The sequence below is a fragment of the Arthrobacter sp. PAMC25284 genome, from assembly GCF_019443425.1.
GTDB classification, from domain to species: domain Bacteria; phylum Actinomycetota; class Actinomycetes; order Actinomycetales; family Micrococcaceae; genus Arthrobacter; species Arthrobacter oryzae_A.
This window is the reverse complement of record NZ_CP080382.1, coordinates 3,633,334-3,652,519: the sequence shown is the minus strand read 5'-3', so window position 1 is coordinate 3,652,519 and position 19,186 is coordinate 3,633,334. Positions and strand designations below refer to the sequence as shown.

The following is a 19,186-nucleotide window of genomic DNA, read 5'->3' as shown; positions in this document are numbered from 1 at the left end:
CGACAAACGCCTCCATCAAGAAGTTCATTGCCGCTTCTTTGCGGCCTCTACGATGACCCTAACCCTTTGCCCGGCGCTTCGCTGTGGCAGTAAAGACAGAGGTTTTGCGTTTTTGCTGGTCGGTTGCACAAACCAGTCGGGCAATCGACTTCCGGAGGGGCGATTCGGGGTGCGCCTCCAGCAGTAGCGAGCCGGCGAGCAGCGCCGCGTCGCACACGTCGGGATCCGCCGGCAGGAACGCCGAAAGCGGTACCGCCGGACCGTACCGTTCCCACGCCTCGCGCAATTGACGCTCGGGAGAGCGGCCCACGGACGACGGACGGACCTTGTTCAGCACCACCCGGGGGGCAGCATCGGGCACCGCCGCCGCCAGCTCGGCGAGGCCCCGGACGAGCCGCGGGACTCCAATCGAGTCTGCGGCTCCGACAACAAAGATGGTGTCAGCCAGCTCCAACGACCGGAGCGTGGCCGCGTTGCGGCGCGGCGCCATCGTGTCGAAGCTCAGTTCTTCGTCGGCCTCCAGACAGAAGCCGGTGTCGATGACGGTGACCGCGGCAACGTCCCTCGCCCGTTCCAGGACGAGGGACAGGGCCGCAGCCCGGAGTTCCGTCCACCGGTCCGATCTGGTAATTCCGGTGAGCACATGGAGCGTCCCCGCCCCGGTGGCCAGCGGCGTCGCAATTTTGAGCAGCGCATCAGGTTCGAGCACCCCCTGGTCTGCCAGCCGGCAGGCCTGCGCGAGACCGGCCGCCTCGTCCAACAGCCCGAGCATCGCAGCGATGCTCGCGCCGTAGCTGTCGGCGTCCACCAGCATCACGGACTTGCCTTCGGCCGCCAGCTCCCCGGCGATGTTGGCGGCCACGAGGCTCCTGCCGGGCGAGCCGCACGGCCCCCAAACAGCAATAATCGTCCCGCGGCCCGCAGCGGCCGCTGCGCTGGCCGGCCCCGGGCCGGCGGGGAGCGGTGAAGGACCGGGGTCAGCGAACCTCCCGGCGGCCAGGTGCGGCCTGGGACCCGCGCCACCGAGCTGGGCCACGGCGGCGGAGATTCGAAGCGCAAGTGCCGCCGGATCAACGGCACGCGGCTCCGCCGCGACGCCGATCCCGTGCAACCGGGTCATTTCCGCGCCGCTGTCTGTCAGGGCGACCACGGCCACTCCGACCGCGGACAGGCGGTCCACCATGGATGCCGTCAACTCTTCACTGCCGTCAGCCACGACGGCGGCGCGCGCCAGTCCGCTTTGGCAAGCGGCGAGCAGTTCAGCGAGCTCACCGCACCGCCGGACCACGGAGACCGGACCGTGGAGGCGCTCAAGGCCACCGACGAGATCATCCCGCGCGTGCCCCACCGTGACAACAGGAATGTTCATCGCGAGGCTCCCCCGGGGTTCCAGACAACCGATATCTTCGCCTTGTTGGCCTGCGCCCCGAGGAGTCTGGGCATCTGGGCGTCCGGGACAAGGACCATCACGACAGTGGAACGGGACGATCCCAGGGCGGTGCTGCCCGCGGTGATCTCTGCGATTTCGGCGCCCGGCAGCAGCAGGTCCGGATCGTTGAAGCCGTTGCGGGCATCCGGGAGTGCGACCCAGACGTCTACCCGGGAGCCGGCCACGGCCTGCACCGGGAGGCTCTCTTCGATGGTGACAGCCACCGGTTTGCGGTTCAGACTGTCGACCGGCCCGACGCTTTCGCGCGGGAGCAGCTGGTCCTTGCCGATCCGCTGCACTGCAACGAGTCCGTCACGCAGGCCTGTCTCCGGCGTCAGGTAATGCCCGGCCACGTCGCCGAGACGGACCCTGACCAGGTACAGCTTGTCCGTCGTCAGCGTCTCACCGACGGCAATCGATTCCCTGGCCGCGTAGGCCTCGGAGGTGCGGTCCGCGGCACCGACGAGCGAGACGACACCAACAACCGAGGCCAGGACGAGCAGTATGCCGATGAGGAGCCGGGGATCTTTCCAGGACGGCTTCTTCAATCGTGCCGCGTTGACACTGCCACTCATACGTACTGCTCCCCACTGCCGTCGCCGCCCGCACCCTGGGTGCCGGATTCCACCATTCTCACGTCCAAAAGGTCCCGGCGGAAGAGACAAAGCCAAACACGCACAAACTGTGGATAACGGCCCCGTATGACGGCAACAGTGGCAAAATGAGAGCATGCCACGATTCCTGACCCTCGCAGATGTTGCCGAGCAGCTCCAGATCAACTCCCCCGCTGCCTACGCTCTGGTCCGCAGTGGTGAACTCAAAGCGATTCAGGTCGGTGGGCGCGGACAGTGGCGTGTTGAGGAAAAGATGCTTGAGCAGTACATCGAGGAGCGGTATGCCGAGGCCAGCCGGATGATTGAAGAGGCCAAAGCCAAGTCAGCCGGCAACTGACGCCGGGAGCGCCCCGACCCTTGCCGGCGGGCAGGCCACCGCATGGACCCGCCATGGGGAGGCCCGGAGCTGTATTCCCTACCCGACGGCGGCCCGGGCAGACCGGATACCCGCCAGTGCCTGAAAAGGGATGGTCGCGACGTCGCGTACATTGGCCGCCCGCCGGTCTTCACCCGCATGGATCAGGGCCAGGTCCAGGAAATCCTGCCCCACCCGGTCGATAACGCCATGGAGCGCAGGCTCCTCCGGCCGGGCCTGCCCGGAGGTGACCAGGACCGACAGTAGTGAGCGGTCCCGGGCCAGCCCGCGCAGCGAACTCGCCAGGCTCAGCCGGTGATGGACGCCCGGCGGTTCCGTCACCGCGAGGCGCCCCAGACCGGTGTACTGGATCACCGCTGTGTAGGGAACGAGGATCTGGTGCCGCGGTTCGAGGAGCACCAGCGCCTGGCGCCCGACGTGGCCTACCGTTCCTTCAAGCACGGTCCCCATGGTTAGCCGGACCCGGATATTCACGCCAAGGGACCCCCGGAGCCGGTCCCCAAGTTCAACCGCGGCACCGTCCAGACGCGCCCGCTCGGCGACTTCCGCGTCGAAGTCCAGCCGTTCGCTTGCGGCCGCCTGGGTCTCGAGATCGTCAAACAAGGCCTCCCAACGCATGGCGTCAGCGTAGGCACGTCTGCCGCAGGGATCAATGGGGCTCCGGCTTGTTGCGTTCACAACCCTCCCTCCCTGTCTAGACAAATGACCTCAGGAGAGTTCAAACTGTCTCAAACAAGATCAAACATCATCAACAGACATCTAATCAAAGGGTGGTCACCCGATGGATACGACGGAATCACCGAAACATGGAACTCCAGGCACCATGAGGGACGATGCCGCGGTAGCTGCCGTGATCCTGCTGCTGGGAGGCTTCCTGGCAGCCACGGGGAACAGCCTCGTACAACGGTGGCAGCATCCTCCGGGCGGCCGGCAGACCATGGGCTTCGAGGACCAGATCGGACTCGCAGCGACGCTGGCCGGACTGATCGTGCTTGGCTGGTGGGCGACCTCCGCCGTAATTGCGATCACTGCAGCCGCGCTGGAACGGAGCGGCCGGACTCGCGCCGCTGCCGTCGCCGGGTCGCTGAGCCCGGTCTTTATGCGACGTCTGGCCCTCGCCGTCTTTGGGCTTCAGCTGGTCGCTGCCCCGCTCGCCAGCGCTTCCGCTCCGCACGCTGGGCTCGGTGTGCCCCGGACAGTTGAGTTTTCCGTAGCGGCTGCCTTGGTCCCAGCGGACACCTTGTCGCCCCGAGCCGACAGGGTGGTGGACAGCGGCCACGCAGCGGGTGCCCGGGCACCGGCAACCGTGCCGTGGTTGCCGGCCACACCCCGGAATGAACGGTTTGACGACGGTCCCGCCGGAATCGATCCGCGGTGGAAACCTCCTGCCCCGGCCGTGGAACCAGGCTCCCTCGCTACCCGGCAGCTGCGCTCAGCCGAGCAGACCGGGGCTATTCCCGTTGTGACAGTCCGTACAGGAGACTCGCTCTGGAGCCTTACGGCAGCGGCACTGGGCCCCTACGCTTCCGAGGTCGATATCGCCAGGGCCTGGCCCCGCCTCTACCAGGCCAACAGGGAAGTCATCGGAGACGATCCCCACCTGCTGCACCCGGGTCAGGTCCTCCGCCTTCCGCCCCGGACCTGATCGGACCGCGGCCCAAGCGCCCACACCCAACCCAGCCCCGCCCCGGGCCCAAACCAGCCCGATTGAAAGGATGCATGATGAGCACACTGACTGGAATTTGCGTGACAGCGGCCGCGGTGATGGAGCTTTCGGCCGGGGCCGGCGGAAACGCGGCGGGGGCTTGGCGCAGCGTCGAGGACCACCGGGAAGTCTGCGCGATCTCACGGAGCACCGTGCAGGCGGCCATCGAAGTCCTCGCCGGTACCCGGCCGGCACAGCAGCTTTCCCGCCGGCTGGATCCGCGGTGCGTCGCCTCGCTTCAGCACCGTGCGGCGCTCACCCGGCGCGCGGGGACCGGCGGTTCGCGCACAGCTGCACTGCTTCACCGCAATCCTTCAGTTCGCTCCGTCCACGCCTGCCGGGTATCTGAACACATCTACGAAGCGTGCGCCGTCGTTGTGGAAGAGGCGCGGATCCGGGCCGTCGCGTTGCGGATCGAGCGCAGCAGAGCGGTCTGGCGGGTCACCGTGCTGGAGATTGGCTAATAAGGCGGCAGCCCGGGGTCAGAACGCCTGCAGGGCATCGCTGCCGGGACCGGCTTCGGAGACGGCGGCGGAGGCCGGGAGCTTGGGGGTGACGTGAAAGGAGGGCCGGAACAGTTGTTCCAGCCCTCCTTTGATGTCACGCCTGGCTGCGCCAGTCCGAGTGCCGGATGGCGGCAGTCGGGGTTTAGCGGCGCTTCTTCTTGGCCGTGCGGCGTCCGGCGTCCTGTCCCGCTGCCTTCGCGGGGTTTCCTGACTTCGCCGGTTTTCCGGTTCGTCCGGACCCCTTGGCCTCGATGCGGGTCTGGGCAGCACCGTCCTCCCCCGGGGCTGTGTACTGCAACTGGGCCGGCTTCTCGGGCGCCTCAAGTCCTGCCGCGTGAATCTGGACGTCGCGGTGCTCAGTGTGCCCGCCCTCGGCGTCGGTCACGACCACGTCTGTGGCCGGAGTGATCTCGACATCGAGGTTGAACAGGAAGCCAACGCTTTCCTCCCGGATGGCCTCCATCATGGCCTGGAACATGATGAACCCTTCGCGCTGGTACTCGACCAGTGGATCGCGCTGGGCCATCGCGCGCAGGCCGATGCCTTCCTTCAGATAGTCCATCTCATACAGGTGTTCCTGCCACTTCCGCCCGATCACGGACAGCACAACCCGGCGCTCCAGTTCGCGCATGCTGTCATCGCCGATGGCTCGTTCCCGGGCCCTGGTAGACGAGCCGTGCATCGGAGAGGATTTCCTCCTTGAGGAACTCAACCGTGATCCGGGAAGTGCCGCCGGCCTCATCAATCAGATCGTGCGGCGTGACGGTCACCGGGTAGAGCGTCTTGAGGTTGGTCCAGAGCAGGTTGAAGTCCCAGTCGTCGCCGGTGCCTTCCGCCGTCGCGCCGTCGATGAACGCGGTAATGGTGTCTTCGAGGAAGAACTGGACTTTCTCGTGCAGGTCCCCGCCTTCGAGGATCCGGCGCCGGTCGCCGTAAATCGCCTCACGCTGGCGGTTCAGGACGTCGTCGTACTTGAGGACGTTCTTGCGCTGCTCCGCATTCCGGCCCTCCACCTGGCCCTGCGCCGAGGCGATGGCGCGGGAGACGAGCTTGGATTCGAGCGCGACGTCGTCAGGAACGGAGCTGTTCATGAGCCGTTCGGCGGCGCCGGAATTGAACAGCCGCATCAGGTCATCGGTCAGGGACAGGTAGAAACGCGACTCACCCGGATCGCCCTGCCGGCCGGAACGGCCGCGGAGCTGGTTGTCGATGCGGCGGGACTCGTGCCGTTCGGTGCCGAGCACGTACAGCCCCCCGAGGTCGAGAACTTCCGCGTGTTCCTCCTTAACGGACAGCTTCGCGGTCTCCATCGCGGCCGGCCATGCGGCCTCGTATTCCTCGGAATTCTCCTGCGGGTCCAATCCCTGCTTGGCCAATTCAGCGACGGCGGTGAACTCGGCGTTGCCGCCGAGCATGATGTCGGTGCCGCGGCCTGCCATGTTGGTCGCTACGGTCACGGCGCCCTTGCGTCCGGCCTGGGCGACGATGGAAGCTTCACGGGCGTGGTTCTTGGCGTTGAGAACCTCGTGCCGGACGCCTTCCTTAGCCAGCAGACCGGAGAGGTATTCGCTCTTTTCGACGCTGGTGGTGCCGACAAGGACCGGCTGGCCTTTCGCGTGCCGCTCTGCAATATCCTGCACAACGGCGTCGAACTTAACGACTTCGTTCTTGTAAACCAGGTCCGCCTGGTCGATCCGCTGCATGTCCTTGTTGGTCGGGATGGCCACGACCCCGAGCTTGTAGGTGCTCATGAACTCGGCGGCCTCGGTCTCGGCCGTACCGGTCATGCCGGCGAGCTTGCCATACATACGGAAGTAATTCTGCAGGGTAACCGTGGCGAGCGTCTGGTTTTCGGCTTTGATCTCGACGCCTTCTTTGGCTTCGATGGCCTGGTGCATGCCTTCGTTGTAACGGCGTCCGGCCAGGATTCGACCGGTGTGCTCGTCCACGATCAGGGCTTCGCCGTTCATGATGACGTAGTCCTTGTCCCGCTTGAACAGTTCCTTGGCCTTGATGGCGTTGTTCAGGAAGCCGATCAGCGGCGTGTTTGCGGACTCGTAGAGATTGTGGATGCCGAGGTAATCCTCGATCTTCTCGATCCCGGCCTCCAGCACACCAACAGTGCGCTTCTTCTCGTCCACTTCGTAGTCGAGCTCAGGCTTCAGGCGCGTAACGAGTTTGGCGAACTCGCTGTACCAGCGGTTCGTGTCCCCCTGGGCGGGTCCGGAAATGATCAGTGGGGTCCGGGCCCTCGTCAATAAGGATCGAGTCGACTTCATCGACGATGGCGAAGTTATGACCGCGCTGGACGAGTTCTGACTGGTCCCACGCCATGTTATCCCGCAGGTAATCAAAGCCGAATTCGTTGTTGGTGCCGTAGGTGATGTCGGCAGCGTACTGCTCGCGGCGGTACGCCGGGTCCTGGTTCGAGAGGATGCAGCCGCTGCTGAGGCCGAGGAAGCGGTAGACGCGACCCATAAGTTCCGACTGGTACTCGGCAAGGTAGTCGTTGACGGTCACCACGTGGACGCCCTTGCCTGAGAGGGCATTGAGATAAGCCGGAGCGGTGGCCACCAGGGTCTTGCCTTCACCGGTCTTCATCTCGGCAATGTTGCCCAGATGCAGGGCCGCGCCGCCCATCAGCTGCACGTCAAAGTGACGCATGCCGAGCGTGCGCGAGGATGCCTCCCGCACGGCGGCGAACGCCTCGGGCAGGAGATCATCCAGCATCTCGCCGTCCGCATGACGCGTACGGAGCCGGTCGGTTTCTTCGCGCAGTTCCGCGTCCGTAAAGGTCTTGAACGAGGACTCCAGGGCATTAATGGAATCGGCATAGTTCCGCAATTGGCGCAGGGTCTTTTTGTCACCCGTGCGGAGAAGTTTTTCGATTAGTGATGCCACGTGAAGTTGCTCCCAGTCTCAAGCTGCCGAATTCTGGCGTGTTCAGTCTACGGGAGGGACACGACGCCGGTGTCGTGTGTTCCCTCAGAGCTGATGCCGGCTGGCGACAGCGCGGGCAAGCGCGGGGGCAAGGTCCCCCGCCGGAGTGACCACAATGTCGTCCAGGTCCAGCCACCCGGCCATAAGCCGCAGCTCGGCGGCCAGCTCGACGGCGGTGTCCGGCGGCGCGCCGGGCTCCGCGAAGGCAGCCCGAGCGAGGAGCCGCCGGCCGGCCCGGTCCGCTTTGAGGTCTATCCGCGCCACGATCCCGTCCCGCAGCAGAAACGGCAGCACGTAGTAGCCAAACCGCCGCCGGGGTTCCGGGGTGTAGATCTCAATCCGGTAGTGGAAGCCGAACAGCGCTTCCAGCCGGCGGCGTTCAAAAACGAGCGAGTCGAACGGACTCAGCAGCGCCCGTCCGGTGGCGGCGCGGGGCAGTTTCGCCGCCGCATGCCGGTACAGGGGTTTGTCCCAGCCGGTCACGGTGACCGGCCCCAGCCTGCCCGCCGCGACGAGACGCCGCACGGACAGCGCGGCCGCGCGCACCGGCACCCGGAAATAGTCCGCGAAGCACCTGACCGTGCCGATTCCGTGAGCCTGCGCGGCCGCGTCGATCAGCCGGTCCATCGCTGCCGAGGGGTCACGGTCCCCAGTCCCGGTGGACATGACTTCTCCGGACGGGCCACCGGCAGCAGCTACTCCGTCCGGCAGGACCCTTCCTGTCAGTGTGTACCGGCGTTCGAACGAGACGGTCCGGGATGCCGACGAAACGAGCCCGGCCTCGAAGAGGTGCTCCAGTACGCGTTTGATGGCGTTCCAGTTCCATCCCCAGTTGTCCCGGGGGCCCGGCCTCCTGATGGCCCAGCCGGGCAGTCAGTTCGGCCGCCGTCATCGGCTCTCCGTCGGCGAGGGCTGCCAGCACGGCGGATGCGACACTGCTAAACAGGTCCGGGTCCATGGCGGAGGCACCGACCCAGCCGCGTTTCTGCCACTGCACCAGATCGAAGAAGTGCTCCGGGCGGATGAAACTGGCCTCATGGGCCCAGTACTCCATCATCCGGCGTGGGTGGTTCCCGGCCATCCGGTGCAGGATTTCGCGGTCATAGCTGCCCAAACGGGAAAAGAACGGCAGATAGTGGCTGCGTGCGAGCACGTTGACGGAGTCGATCTGGACCAGGTGCAGGCGGTCAAAGGTGCGGCCCACCGCCCGTGCTGTCACGGGTCCGGCGGGCCGCATCTTATCGAGTCCCTGGGCTGCCAGTGCGATCCGCCGCGCCTGCGCGAGGCTAAGCGTTGGGTGCACCTCAGTCCCTTCCTGGGCTGGTCGCGGGCTGTTTATGCCGTGGCCGGCGCATCCTCGGAACGATAGGCGAGGATCTGCTCTGCCAGCTGCGACTGACCCGGTTCGCAGGTCTGGTCCAGGGAAATGACGCCATAGGTCCAGCCTTCGCGGCGGTAGACCACGGAAGGTGCCTTGGTTTCCTTGTCGACGAACAGGTAAAAGTCATGGCCGACGAGTTCCATGTTGTCGACAGCATCATCCAGGGTCAGGCTGGCCGCCGAAAAGACCTTGCGGCGGATCAGCACCGGCGAATCTCCGGCCGGGATGTCGTTTTCCACCTCGTAGGGAGACTTCGCCGCTTCGGTTGCCTCGGCCTGAAGGCCGGATTCGGCGTACAGGGGCGTGGTGGAACTCGCCGGTTCAAGGGTCGCCGTGGCTTCAGTGACGGACTTCGGCGTGTGCCGGCCGTGATGGACCTTCTTCCGGTCCTTGGCCCGGCGCAGTCTTTCGAGGAGCTTGTTGTAGGCGAGATCAAACGCTGCAAATTTATCGGCGGCGCTGGCCTCAGCACGGATCACGGGGCCGCGGCCCAGGACGGTGAGCTCCACGGTGAGCAACTCGGCGATCTGGCGGGCTTTGGTTTCCTTGGTGACCTTCGCGTCCACCCGCTGGACCTTGTCTCCCAACGAGGCGATCTTCGCGATCTTTTCGTCGGCGTATTCGCGGAAGCGGTCTGAGACCGTCAAATTGCGTCCGCTGATCATGAACTCCATGGTGCCCTCCAAATGACTTCGGTGACACGACAGCGGCACTTCCGGGGACCGATCTGCTTGACAGTCAAGCCCCTTTCCGAGCCGCTATCGACAGGTACATCTCTTCTTGGTACCCATCTTCGACGTTAGTTCATAGGACCCTGTTATTCATCCTTTTCCGGTTTATTTTTTTCCTTCATGCCCTCCGCCCCGCACCGTGGCACCGTCGCCGGCTTCCAAGTCCGGACCGGCCGGCGGGCGTGTCGCGGCGAGGACGACGGCTCCGCAGACCACTGCACCGTCCGCGCGGAGTGCCCGGGCAGCCTCCGCGAGGGTTGCCCCCGTGGTGAGCACGTCGTCCACAATGATGCAGGGCTGTCCCGTGAGGTCCGGGAAGCACAGCCCGGACCTGGTGCGCATGGATCCCCGGACCCGCCGTGACCGGGCCCCCGCGCCCCAGCCCCTTCTGCCCGCCCGCGCCGGACGCACCGCCGGGAGCCCGGAGTATCCAGCTGGACCCGGTTGTCCGCAGCCGGTCAGCCACAGCGAACCCGGTCATGCCGCCGGTGCCGCCCAGCCTGCGGAGCAAAAGATGGACCGGGCTGAATCCCCTCATCCGGAAGGCTCTGCCGCTGGTCGGAACCGGCACCAGCAGCACGCCCGGGGTGTCCCCCGCAGCGGCCCGCAGTGCCCGGGCCAGCCCCAACGCCAGAACTATGCCCAGCCGGCCCTGACCCTGGCGCTTGAATGCCAGCAGGCACTGCGCCAGTTCCCCGCGATACACACCGGCGGCGACCACCGGCAGAAGCACGGAACCGTCCGTGGCCACCAGGGCCGGCGCCGCGGACTCTGCCCTGAACGGGCGCAGTGTCAGCCGGCGGACCTGACGTCCGCAGCCGGCGCAAAGGGCCGAATCCTCCAGACCGCAGCAAACGCACTCCACCGGGGCGGCAAGCGCGGCCAGTTCCGCGGCGGCCGCGGCCGCCCGGTCCGCCAGCCGGATCGGCGCACGGGCATACACCCCGCGGTGCTTCGCGGACGTCAGGGGAGCCGGTGTGAGGTCCGGATCCCCGGCCGGCCGGGGCTGCCGGGGATCCGTCCCTGATGTGTTGGTCCTCTCGGGCGCCATCCTCACAGTCTTCACCGGCGGGACCCGTGGCGGATCCCCAGTTTCAGCCAAGTGGACAACGGGGCCGGCGGTCAGCCGGGGAAAGCCGGATCGATAGGGCCTTTCAGCTGGGCCGACCAGCCGTTGCCGAGGCGTTGGAAGACCCCTTCGGAAGACTGTGCGTAAATTTCGCCTACACCGTTGCCGGCGCTGAGTGCGGTAAGACCCGGCCACGGGGCCAGCGGCTGGGGTTCAGCCGAAGTCAGGGAAAGCAGTTCCGGCACCACGTTCTCGGTGGCCGATCCCTTCATCACCACCACGGTGGTGTCATCCACCCACACGCCCTGGTCCGGGTCACGGGAGGTCAAGAGCGCTACCGGGCTGGTCAGGTCCCGTGGCGTACCGTCGACCCGGCGGATGATGCCGGTGATCCGAACACTGGTCCGGCCGTTCTGCTCGGAGATGACCAGGGCGCGGGTGCCATCGCGGGATACCCGGAAGTCCTTGACGGTGCTCCCGGCCAGCCAGTCCGGGGCCAGTGTCACGGCCGGAACGGTGGCTCCCGCGGCCACTCCGGCGGGATGGTACGCCACGACCTCGGCGGCGCCGGACGCGCCAGGGCCGGCAATCCATGCCCAGTCGTACAGGTCAAAGGACGGACCGGTCAGGGCTTCCCGGGTGGTCAGCTCCCGGGCCTGCTGGCCCGGCACAACCGAGTACAGCGTGGTGCCGCCGGCGTTGAGGAACGCCACCGATTGGGACACCGGCGATTCTGCCGGCGCGCGCGGACCCAGGGCAGTGACGGATTCGATGTCCGGCAACTGTGACAGCCTGTTGTTCTCGTACCGGACGAGGTCGTCGTTGCTCACTGCGATCTGGCGGGACCGGACGTTCTTGTCACGGATGGGCGGGAGCACGCTGCCGTCGTCTTCGACCCGCACGAGATCCTGGTCGGCCCGGAGCTCGACGTTGACCACATCGGGCTGGCTGCGGAAGGTCAGGGACAGCTGGCTCTGCATCCGCAACCGGTCTTCGTTGGAGGCCTCCACCAGGTCCTTGGCCGTGAGATCCACCTGGGCGGCCCCGGACACCACCGGCACCGATTCGCGGGCCAGTTTGATGCCTGAGGGAAACGCGCTCACGACGGCGCCCTTGAGATAAGGCGCCGGTCCGCCCAGGAGCGCGCTCGTCATGGCCTTAACCGTCTTCTTCCGGATGAACCAGCGGACGTCAGGGACCGCGTACGTGAAGGTGGGGTCGTAGAAGTAGATCGGATAGGCCCCGTAGATGACTTTAAAGGTCTCCTCAGGGATCGCTGTGCCATCCGGGATTTCTGCGATCCGCCATTGGCCGTCGACCTGTGTCAACGCGGCGGGTATGTATTCCTTCGTCCCCTCGGGCAACTGCGTGGCGACACCCACGGCGTCCACCGAGTACACCACGTCAAGTTCATAGTTGAAGATGTTGTCAACGCCGGTCGGAACCACCCGGGCGGACCGGAAGACCAGCGCCCGCTGGTCCGGTTTCCACGCCACGGAGGCTGCCTGGGTCAGGTACTGCCGGGCCACTGCGTAGTCGTCTTCGTAGCCGCTGCCGGCCTGGTAGAAGTCCTCGATGATCGCCTGGGGGCTCGCGCCGGCGCGCGGGGCCGCCGGGAAGAAGACCGGAGCATTGGGGTTCCCGGCACTCTCATCCTTGCTCTTGCCGACCGGCCCGGACCTGGGAATCTGGGCGCATGAGGTCAGCAGGACCAGAATCATGGCAAGCAGGGCCGCACCCAGACGGGTGAGTTGCCGCGAGGAAATGTTCACGACCCGTCCTTGGTGCCGGTGGCGGGCGGGAAGGGTGTGGCCGCGTGGGCGTTCACCGGCTGGGCGGCCCCGCGGGGCAGGCCGGCGGCGGACTGGTCCTGCGGGGCCTGGGCGTGTTCAAGGAGCAGCATGGTCCGGTCGCGTCCGGAGCCGGGGAACGTGACATCGACCGGCTCCAGCTGGAGCGGCGATCTGCCGATGCTCTCGCCCTGCCGGAGCGGAAGAGTGAGGCGGAAGTTGGAGCCGTTCGTTCTCTCCCCCCAGGCCTGCAGCCAGCCGTCATGGAGTTTCGTGTCTTCGGCAGCGATGGACAGGCCCAGGCCGCTGCCGCCGGTGGTGCGGGCCCGGGCCGGATCGGCCCGCCAGAACCGGTCGAAGACCCGCGCCGCGTCAGCCGGGGCCATGCCGATGCCGTGGTCGCGCACCGCCACGGCCACGGCGGTCTCGTTGGCGGCGACGGAGACGTTCACCGGCCGGCCCTCGCCGTGTTCGAGCGCGTTGAGGATCAGGTTGCGGAGGATTCTGTCGATCCTGCGGTCATCCATGTCCACCACAATCCCGTCGACGGGGGCGTTGAGGGTGACCACCGAGCCGTATTCGGCTGCGACGGGGCCCACACCTTCGATGACATGTGCGACGAGCTGAACGATGTCCGTCGGTTCGGCGTCGAGGGTGGCCGCGCCGGCGTCGAAGCGGGAAATCTCCAGCAGGTCTGCCAGCAGCGACTGGAACCGCTCGACCTGGTTGTAGAGCAGTTCAGCGGAGCGTTTGTTGATCGGGTCGAAATCCTCACGGGCGTCGTAGAGAACTTCGGCGGCCATCCGGACGGTGGTCAGCGGCGTGCGGAGCTCGTGGGACACGTCGGAAACAAACCGCTGCTGCATCTGGGACAGCGTGGCCAGTTGCGTGATTTGCTCCTGCAGGCTCGCCGCCATGTGGTTGAACGAGGCCCCAAGCCGGGCCACCTCATCCTCGCCCTTGACCACCATGCGTTCCTGCAACTGGCCGGCCGCGAGTTTTTCGGAGACGAGGGCGGCATGGCTGACCGGGCTCACCACGTTGCGCGTGACATACCAGGCCACGGCGCCGATCATCAGGACCAGCACGGCGGCCCCGGCCAACAGGACGCCCTGGATCTCGTCGAGGGTCGTCTGCGCCGTGTTGAGGTCGTAGATGAGGTAGAGCTCGTAGACGGTGCCGTTGAAGGTCACCTTGTTGCCGACGGCGATCCCCGGGCGGTCCTCGGTGCCGACCGCGAACTCCGTGGGTGCCCAGAACTGGTCTTTGCCCGACTCCTGCACCGCTTTGCGCAGGTCCGTGGGGATAACGCTGATGGTCAGCTGGTCGGAGGCCCGCGACTCGACCCAGCGGTTCCGCGGCTTGGTCTGCTCCGGCATTGCTTCGAACACATAGCGGCGCTGGACCACCGAGCCGCGCCCTTCGACGGCGTTGAGCGTGTCATAGACGAGAGTGATAACGCTGGACTGGTCGGTGACCTGTGCGCCGTCGAACGTATCCTGGACCTGCTTCACGCTGTAGCGTGTCTCTGATTCGGCTTGGGTGAGCCGTTCCTGGAAGAGGTTGTTGGCAATCTGGCTGGACAAGTAGGCCCCCACCACCGCAAAGGAGGTGACCGCCAGCATCAGCGTTGTCAGGACGGTCCGGAACTGCAGGGACCGGCGCCACCGCCGGCGCAGTGAGTGGAGCAGGTACCGGACGCCTGGAAGCAACAGGTCGACTCCGGTCCGGACCAGGCGGGCCACCCGGACGCCGACGATCCGGGCACGCCGGACCCAAAGGCTGACGCGGAATACCAGCGCCGGCCGGGCGGCTGTCCCGCTGCCCTGACGGGCCCCGGCGTCCCGCCCCGGGGTGGCCGCGACGGCCTGAACGCCGGTTTCCTGGACGCCGCCGTCCGGGGTGCCTTCGGGAGGCTCAGGAACCTGCTTTGTAGCCGACACCACGGACCGTCAATACAACTTCGGGGGCTTCCGGGTCACGTTCGATCTTTGACCTCAGCCGCTGGACATGGACATTCACCAACCGCGTGTCGGCGGCGTGGCGGTAGCCCCAGACCTGCTCCAGGAGCAGCTCACGGGTGAAAACCTGCCACGGCTTGCGCGCGAGCGCGACGAGCAGGTCAAATTCCAGCGGGGTCAGGGAAATCCTGTCTCCGCCCCGGCTCACCAGGTGACCGGCGACGTCGATGCTGACATCCGCGATCCGCAGGGTTTCCGGCGCTTTGAGGTCCCCGGGCCGCAACCGGGCACGGACCCTGGCCACCAGTTCGGCGGGTTTGAACGGCTTGGGCACGTAGTCATCGGCGCCGGACTCGAGTCCACGGACGACGTCGGAGGTGTCTGCTTTGGCCGTGAGCATCACGATCGGGACATCGGATTCACCCCGGATCTGGCGGCAAACCTCAATGCCATCGATGCCCGGCAGCATCAGATCTAGCAGCACGAGATCCGGCTTGGAAGCACGGAACACTTCCAGCGCTTTTCCGCCGTCCGCGCAGAAGACGGGCTCGAAGCCGTCATTGCGCAACACAATACCGATCATCTCGGCAAGTGCCTCGTCATCGTCCACTACCAGAATGCGTGCCTTCATAGTTATATATTCCCCTATGGACTTGGCTTTGTCGTATTGCCGGTCCTTCCGGCATGGCGCGCGGGCAGCAGAGCGGTTGTGACAAAGGGCCTGCTCTCGTGCATGCTGTGGGCAGACGCCGGTCCTCCGGCCATGGACCACAGGAGGTTCCCGTGTACACCCCGATCTACGAACTCGCCCTCGGCCGCGACTTCACCCGGCTGCAGCCGGAGCTGCAGGAATACTTTTCCCTGGCGCCGGGCTCCGGTCACTACGGTGTCGGCGAGGGGGTGTTCGACGTCGTCGGCTGCCGGCAGCCTTGGCTCCGTCCCCTGCTGCGGCCCGCGAGCGGGGAGCAGGCCTTTTTCCCCGAATACGGCGAGGGCATCCGGTTCCGGATCGAGAATCACGCCCATCTTGATCCGTTCGGCAGGTCCAGCCTGACGGCCCGGCGGGAGATCTACTTTCCCGGTACAACCCGTATTTTCCAGGACACCACGAGTGTTGACGGCGCCGGCGGCAGCCCTGGGCTGCTGGATTATGTGGGCCGCTACCGGAGGCTCGTTACCGATCTGAACCTGAGCGTCACTCCGGACGGCAGGCTGCGGGGCGTGTCCGAGGCCTCCCGGCTGCTCCTGGGACCGCTGCGGATTCCGCTGCCGGATGCCCTCGACGCGAAGGCCTACGCGGAGCAGTGGTGGGATCCGGAGGCCGACGGCACAGGCAAGCACCGGATTCAGGTCAAGGTGATCCAGCCGCAAATCGGGCTGGTCCTTGTTTACGCCGGACACTTCGATTACCGGTTGGAACCCTATCCGGGCGGCACGACCGCTCCCGGCCATCTTCCTCTGTACGCGCAGCCGGACCGTTGGGAACGCCGGACCTGAGCCCCTCCTGACGGCGGGAGCGACGGCGGGAGTGACCGGGGCGGCGGGTTCCGCCGGTCAGCCCAGTGCGAGCTGGTTGAGCCCGTCCGCGACCTGGGTCAGCCTCGCCAGCACCGCCGTCGCGGATGATGGCGAGTGCCGCTCCAGTCCGTCCGACGGGGTGACGCGCACTGCGCCCAGCGTGGACGCGGGAAGCCCGAGTTGCCGCCACGGCCGCCAAATGTCCTCCACGACCGCCGACACGCGGGGCAGGGAGACGCCGGGGCTGGTCACGTCCAGCGCGCCGGCCCAGAGCCGCTTGCCGGCCTCGACCGCACCGGCGAGCTGCTCCCACTGCCGGGACGTGAGGGCCCGGAGCGGCACGGCAATCCCGTCCGCGCCGGCGGCCAGAATGCGGTCAAACGGGGCCTCAACTTCGGGGACTGCCACAACGACTTCGGCGGCGCCCGCACCCCGGAGGGCGTCAATGACCAGCTGCCATGACTCGGTGATTTCCTGGCCCGGCACGGACCGCAGGGTCCGGTAGCCGCTCGACGTCGGGATGGTGCCGGCGAGGACGGAGGCAACGTCGGGTTCGTCGATCTGGACCACGAGCCTGGTCCCGGGCGCTGCCGCGGCGATCCGCTTCAGGTAGTCCCCGACGCCGGCCGCCAGGGAGGCGGCGATTTCGCGCCGGGCGCCGTAGTCGATCAGCGCCCGTTCGCCGTTGTGCAGATGGAGGCCGGCGGCGAGGCTGTGCGGCCCGCGCAGCTGTACCTTGAGCTCCGACGACGGCGCATCTTCGGCGCCGATCAGGTCAGCCAGGATGTTGATGTCCGTCGACAGCGCCGACGTCGCACGCATCAGGTCCTTGCCGGGCCGGTCCACCAGCCTCCAGCCGAAGGGCTGGACATCGACCGGAAGCTCCACCAGCAGCGAGGCGGTCCGGCCGAGGGCGTCCGAGCCGACGCCCCGGTCAGGGAGCTCTACCAGGAAGGGAAGGTGCGGGCTGCCCAGTTCTCCGCGAATGATGCGCAGGGCCTCGACCGGGTCCTCGCCCGGCCATGGGCCCAGGGCGGTTGCCGTAACCTGGCCCGCGGCGGGCCGTTCGGAGACGGCCACGGTCAGGCGCCCGCGGCGACGGCGGGATCCGGGGATCCGGCCGCACGGACCCCGGGGTCGCCTGCGGAGCCGGTTCCGGGGTCCCCGCCGGGAACCTCGCCGGGGTGCCGGTCTTCGGCCGCGTGCGCGGCGGCCTCATGGTTCTCGGCGATGGCCTCGTGGTGTCGGATGACCTCGCCGATGATGAAGTTCAGGAATTTCTCGGCGAACGCCGGGTCGAGCTGGGCCTCGGCGGCGAGACGCCGCAGACGGGCGATTTGCGCGGTCTCACGGCCGGGATCCCCCGCGGGCAGTTTGTGGGCGGCCTTCAGGAAGCCAACTTTCTGTGTGGCCTTGAACCGTTCAGCCAGAAGGAACACCAGGGTGGCATCGATGTTGTCGATGCTGGAACGGATGGACAGCAGTTCGGCCATCACTGCCGGATCCACCTGACCGGCCAGCGAGCTGGCGGCGGGATCAAAGGAATCGTCATCCGGAAGGAGGGAGTTCTGCTCGGTCATGGTCCCAGTCTAGATACCCCACGGTGCTAAGCCGTCAAGCGGCGCGGAGTTCGACGTTTTGGGTAGTGGTGTGCCAGGCGGTGTCCTCGTTGTAGGTGGTGTGGTGGCGGAGGCAGCCGTGGAGGATCCCGACGAGCCGGTTGGCCAGGGCCCGGAGGGTCTGGTGGTGGGTGGCGCCGCGTGAGCGGCGGGCGTCGTAGTAGGCGCGTGCGCCGGGCGAGACGCTGAGTGCGGTGAAGGCCTGCAGGTCCAGGGCATCGGCCAGGCGCCGGTTTCGGGCATGCCGGGCCAGCACGCTGCGCTTGGTGCCGGAGGCCCGGGTGACCGGGCTGGTCCCTGCGTAGTTCCTCCGTGATCTGGCGTCGGCGTAGCGGTCCGCCGCGTCCCCGAATTCGCCCAGCACCCGGGCGCCGAGCACCGGCCCCAGACCCGGCTGGCTGAGGTAGATCTCAGCGTCCGGGTGCCGGCCAAAAGATTCCTCCACCTGCCCCTGCAGGACGCCGATCTGGGCGTTCAGTTCGCGGATGACGGCAACCAGGGCCGCTGTGGTGGCCGTGTAGGCGGCCTCGATCCCCGGGCGGGCGGGCAACTGGGGCGCGTGCAGTGCCTCGACGATCTCGCCGGCTCGGGCGGCCAGGTAGCGTTGCCGTCCGGCGTGCCGCAACAGCGCCTGGACCCTGGCCGGGGTGAGGCGGGCCCCGGCCTTGGGGCCAGGCGCGGCGCCGAGCACGGCCATCGCGTCCCGTCCGTGCAGGTCCTGCCCGAACGCGGACAGCGCGGCCGGGTAGTACTCGCGCAGGTTCGAACGCAGCACGTTCGCCTGCCGCTGCCTGGCCCAGATCAGCGACTGGTGAGCCCTCGCCAGGACCTTGACCTCCTCCGCGACGTCGCTGTCGGCGGCGATCGCCCGGTGCAACTCCCGGTCAACAGCCACGATCCGGGCCAGCACCAGCGCATCACCCTTATCCGATTTCGCCCCGGCCGCCCCGGTGCGCTGCCGGTAGCGGGCCGACTGCGCCGGATTGATCGCGTAAACCGTGTAGCCGGACGCCAGCAGTCCCTGGACCCAGGGCCCGCGGTCGGTCTCAATCCCGATCAGCACTTCGGCCGGTGCCGCGTTCTCGGGCAGGTACCCTCCGAGCAGGTCATGGAGGGCCTCGAGCCCGGATACGCCCTCAGTGAGCCTGCGGCGCGTCAGTACCCGGCCCCCCCTCATCCATGACCGCGATGTCGTGGTGGTCCTCCGCCCAGTCGTCGCCGATGAACAGCATTGTCCCGATCCCTTCCGTTGTGGGCTTATCCCGGGCACGACGGGGAGGAAGGAACTGGCTGCGGTCTAATGGATCAGTGCTCCACGGCACGACACCCCACCAGCGCTACAGGCCCACCTCACCAACCGGCAGGGGCACGATCTAGACCTAGGCCTCGACACGGGGCCAGGGGCGTCAAGTGCTCACCCACCAGCGGCTCGGATACCCAGCATGCCCCCGAAAGGACCTACGGGTACACCCCCATTAGGGGCAAGGCCTGCGTCTTCTCCGCCGTTCAGCACCCATTCAGGGGTCCGCGGTGGCGCCGAAAACGGT

The 19,186-nt window shown here is 67.0% G+C and carries 14 protein-coding genes and 3 pseudogenes; 4 read left to right on the top strand and 13 right to left on the bottom strand.

Annotated features, from left to right (window positions below; all coding sequences use genetic code 11):
* Positions 1-58 precede the first annotated feature (58 nt).
* Together KY499_RS16855 and KY499_RS16850 are read right to left on the bottom strand one after the other, a co-directional pair.
* Positions 59-1,369 carry a P-loop NTPase gene (locus KY499_RS16855; RefSeq protein WP_219885885.1) on the bottom strand — a complete coding sequence of 437 codons (1,311 nt, stop codon included), beginning with the start codon at positions 1,367-1,369 and terminating at the stop codon, positions 59-61.
* The gene (locus tag KY499_RS16850) at positions 1,366-2,004 is read right to left on the bottom strand and encodes a hypothetical protein (RefSeq protein ID WP_123254906.1); all 639 of its coding nucleotides are present in this window, start codon (positions 2,002-2,004) and stop codon (positions 1,366-1,368) included. The genes KY499_RS16855 and KY499_RS16850 overlap by 4 nt, the downstream gene beginning before the upstream one ends.
* 154 nt (positions 2,005-2,158) lie before the next feature.
* On the opposite strand from KY499_RS16850, the gene KY499_RS16845 reads away from it, so the two are divergent.
* On the top strand, positions 2,159-2,380 hold the full coding sequence (locus KY499_RS16845) for a helix-turn-helix domain-containing protein (RefSeq protein ID WP_123254905.1): 222 nt from the start codon (positions 2,159-2,161) through the stop codon (positions 2,378-2,380).
* Between the two features lie 78 nt (positions 2,381-2,458).
* On the opposite strand, the gene KY499_RS16840 is transcribed toward KY499_RS16845, so the two are convergent.
* On the bottom strand, positions 2,459-3,097 hold the full coding sequence (locus KY499_RS16840) for a hypothetical protein (protein ID WP_308813058.1): 639 nt from the start codon (positions 3,095-3,097) through the stop codon (positions 2,459-2,461).
* A 145-nt stretch (positions 3,098-3,242) separates the two neighbouring features.
* Here KY499_RS16840 and KY499_RS16835 point away from each other — a divergent pair, with 145 nt between their 5' ends.
* Positions 3,243-4,064, top strand: a complete 822-nt coding sequence (locus KY499_RS16835; protein WP_219885884.1) for a LysM peptidoglycan-binding domain-containing protein — start codon at positions 3,243-3,245, stop codon at positions 4,062-4,064.
* 77 nt (positions 4,065-4,141) lie between these two features.
* On the top strand, positions 4,142-4,588 hold the full coding sequence (locus KY499_RS16830) for an Rv3235 family protein (protein WP_258190843.1): 447 nt from the start codon (positions 4,142-4,144) through the stop codon (positions 4,586-4,588).
* A gap of 184 nt (positions 4,589-4,772) precedes the next feature.
* On the opposite strand, the pseudogene secA reads toward KY499_RS16830, so the two are convergent.
* The 7 genes and pseudogenes from secA to mtrA all read right to left on the bottom strand — a co-directional run bounded on the left by secA (position 4,773) and on the right by mtrA (position 15,133).
* A pseudogene (gene secA, locus KY499_RS16825) lies at positions 4,773-7,531 on the bottom strand (preprotein translocase subunit SecA).
* Positions 7,494-8,873: pseudogene (locus KY499_RS16820) on the bottom strand (winged helix-turn-helix domain-containing protein). Before KY499_RS16820 ends, secA begins: the two co-directional pseudogenes overlap by 38 nt.
* 32 nt (positions 8,874-8,905) lie before the next feature.
* Entirely contained in the window at positions 8,906-9,625 is a 720-nt protein-coding gene (hpf, locus tag KY499_RS16815) for a ribosome hibernation-promoting factor, HPF/YfiA family (RefSeq protein ID WP_123254900.1), read from the bottom strand.
* Between the two features lie 162 nt (positions 9,626-9,787).
* Entirely contained in the window at positions 9,788-10,024 is a 237-nt protein-coding gene (locus tag KY499_RS18405) for a phosphoribosyltransferase (protein ID WP_258190842.1), read from the bottom strand.
* A 780-nt stretch (positions 10,025-10,804) separates the two neighbouring features.
* Positions 10,805-12,472, bottom strand: coding sequence for an LpqB family beta-propeller domain-containing protein (locus tag KY499_RS16805; RefSeq protein WP_258191119.1), 1,668 nt, complete (start codon positions 12,470-12,472; stop codon positions 10,805-10,807).
* Positions 12,473-12,519: 47 nt separating this feature from the next.
* Positions 12,520-14,487 (bottom strand): MtrAB system histidine kinase MtrB, encoded by a 1,968-nt coding sequence (mtrB, locus tag KY499_RS16800; protein ID WP_219885882.1) that lies wholly within the window; start codon positions 14,485-14,487, stop codon positions 12,520-12,522.
* Positions 14,459-15,133: an MtrAB system response regulator MtrA gene (mtrA, locus tag KY499_RS16795; protein ID WP_123254896.1), complete on the bottom strand. Its 675-nt coding sequence runs from the start codon at positions 15,131-15,133 to the stop codon at positions 14,459-14,461. The genes mtrB and mtrA overlap by 29 nt, the downstream gene beginning before the upstream one ends.
* Positions 15,134-15,285: 152 nt before the next feature.
* On the opposite strand from mtrA, the gene KY499_RS16790 reads away from it, so the two are divergent.
* Positions 15,286-15,999: a DUF4166 domain-containing protein gene (locus tag KY499_RS16790; protein WP_123254895.1), complete on the top strand. Its 714-nt coding sequence runs from the start codon at positions 15,286-15,288 to the stop codon at positions 15,997-15,999.
* 57 nt (positions 16,000-16,056) lie between these two features.
* On the opposite strand, the gene KY499_RS16785 is transcribed toward KY499_RS16790, so the two are convergent.
* The 3 genes and pseudogenes from KY499_RS16785 to KY499_RS16775 all read right to left on the bottom strand — a co-directional run bounded on the left by KY499_RS16785 (position 16,057) and on the right by KY499_RS16775 (position 18,871).
* Positions 16,057-17,100, bottom strand: coding sequence for a hypothetical protein (locus KY499_RS16785; protein ID WP_219885881.1), 1,044 nt, complete (start codon positions 17,098-17,100; stop codon positions 16,057-16,059).
* A 2-nt stretch (positions 17,101-17,102) separates the two neighbouring features.
* On the bottom strand, positions 17,103-17,600 hold the full coding sequence (locus tag KY499_RS16780) for a chorismate mutase (protein WP_219885880.1): 498 nt from the start codon (positions 17,598-17,600) through the stop codon (positions 17,103-17,105).
* Between the two features lie 34 nt (positions 17,601-17,634).
* Positions 17,635-18,871: pseudogene (locus KY499_RS16775) on the bottom strand (IS110 family transposase).
* Between the last annotated feature and the right edge of the window lie 315 nt (positions 18,872-19,186).

Excerpts from the sequence above, each read along its gene's own strand:
- KY499_RS16855 (WP_219885885.1), bottom strand. The coding sequence starts at position 1,369 with ATGAACATTCCTGTTGTCACGGTGGGGCACGCGCGGGATGATCTCGTC.
- KY499_RS16835 (WP_219885884.1), top strand. The coding sequence starts at position 3,243 with ATGAGGGACGATGCCGCGGTAGCTGCCGTGATCCTGCTGCTGGGAGGC.
- KY499_RS16830 (WP_258190843.1), top strand. The coding sequence starts at position 4,142 with ATGAGCACACTGACTGGAATTTGCGTGACAGCGGCCGCGGTGATGGAG.
- KY499_RS16805 (WP_258191119.1), bottom strand. The coding sequence starts at position 12,472 with ATGATTCTGGTCCTGCTGACCTCATGCGCCCAGATTCCCAGGTCCGGG.
- KY499_RS18405 (WP_258190842.1), bottom strand. The coding sequence starts at position 10,024 with ATGCGCACCAGGTCCGGGCTGTGCTTCCCGGACCTCACGGGACAGCCC.
- mtrA (WP_123254896.1), bottom strand. The coding sequence starts at position 15,133 with ATGAAGGCACGCATTCTGGTAGTGGACGATGACGAGGCACTTGCCGAG.
- hpf (WP_123254900.1), bottom strand. The coding sequence starts at position 9,625 with ATGGAGTTCATGATCAGCGGACGCAATTTGACGGTCTCAGACCGCTTC.
- KY499_RS16845 (WP_123254905.1), top strand. The coding sequence starts at position 2,159 with ATGCCACGATTCCTGACCCTCGCAGATGTTGCCGAGCAGCTCCAGATC.
- KY499_RS16780 (WP_219885880.1), bottom strand. The coding sequence starts at position 17,600 with ATGACCGAGCAGAACTCCCTCCTTCCGGATGACGATTCCTTTGATCCC.
- KY499_RS16850 (WP_123254906.1), bottom strand. The coding sequence starts at position 2,004 with ATGAGTGGCAGTGTCAACGCGGCACGATTGAAGAAGCCGTCCTGGAAA.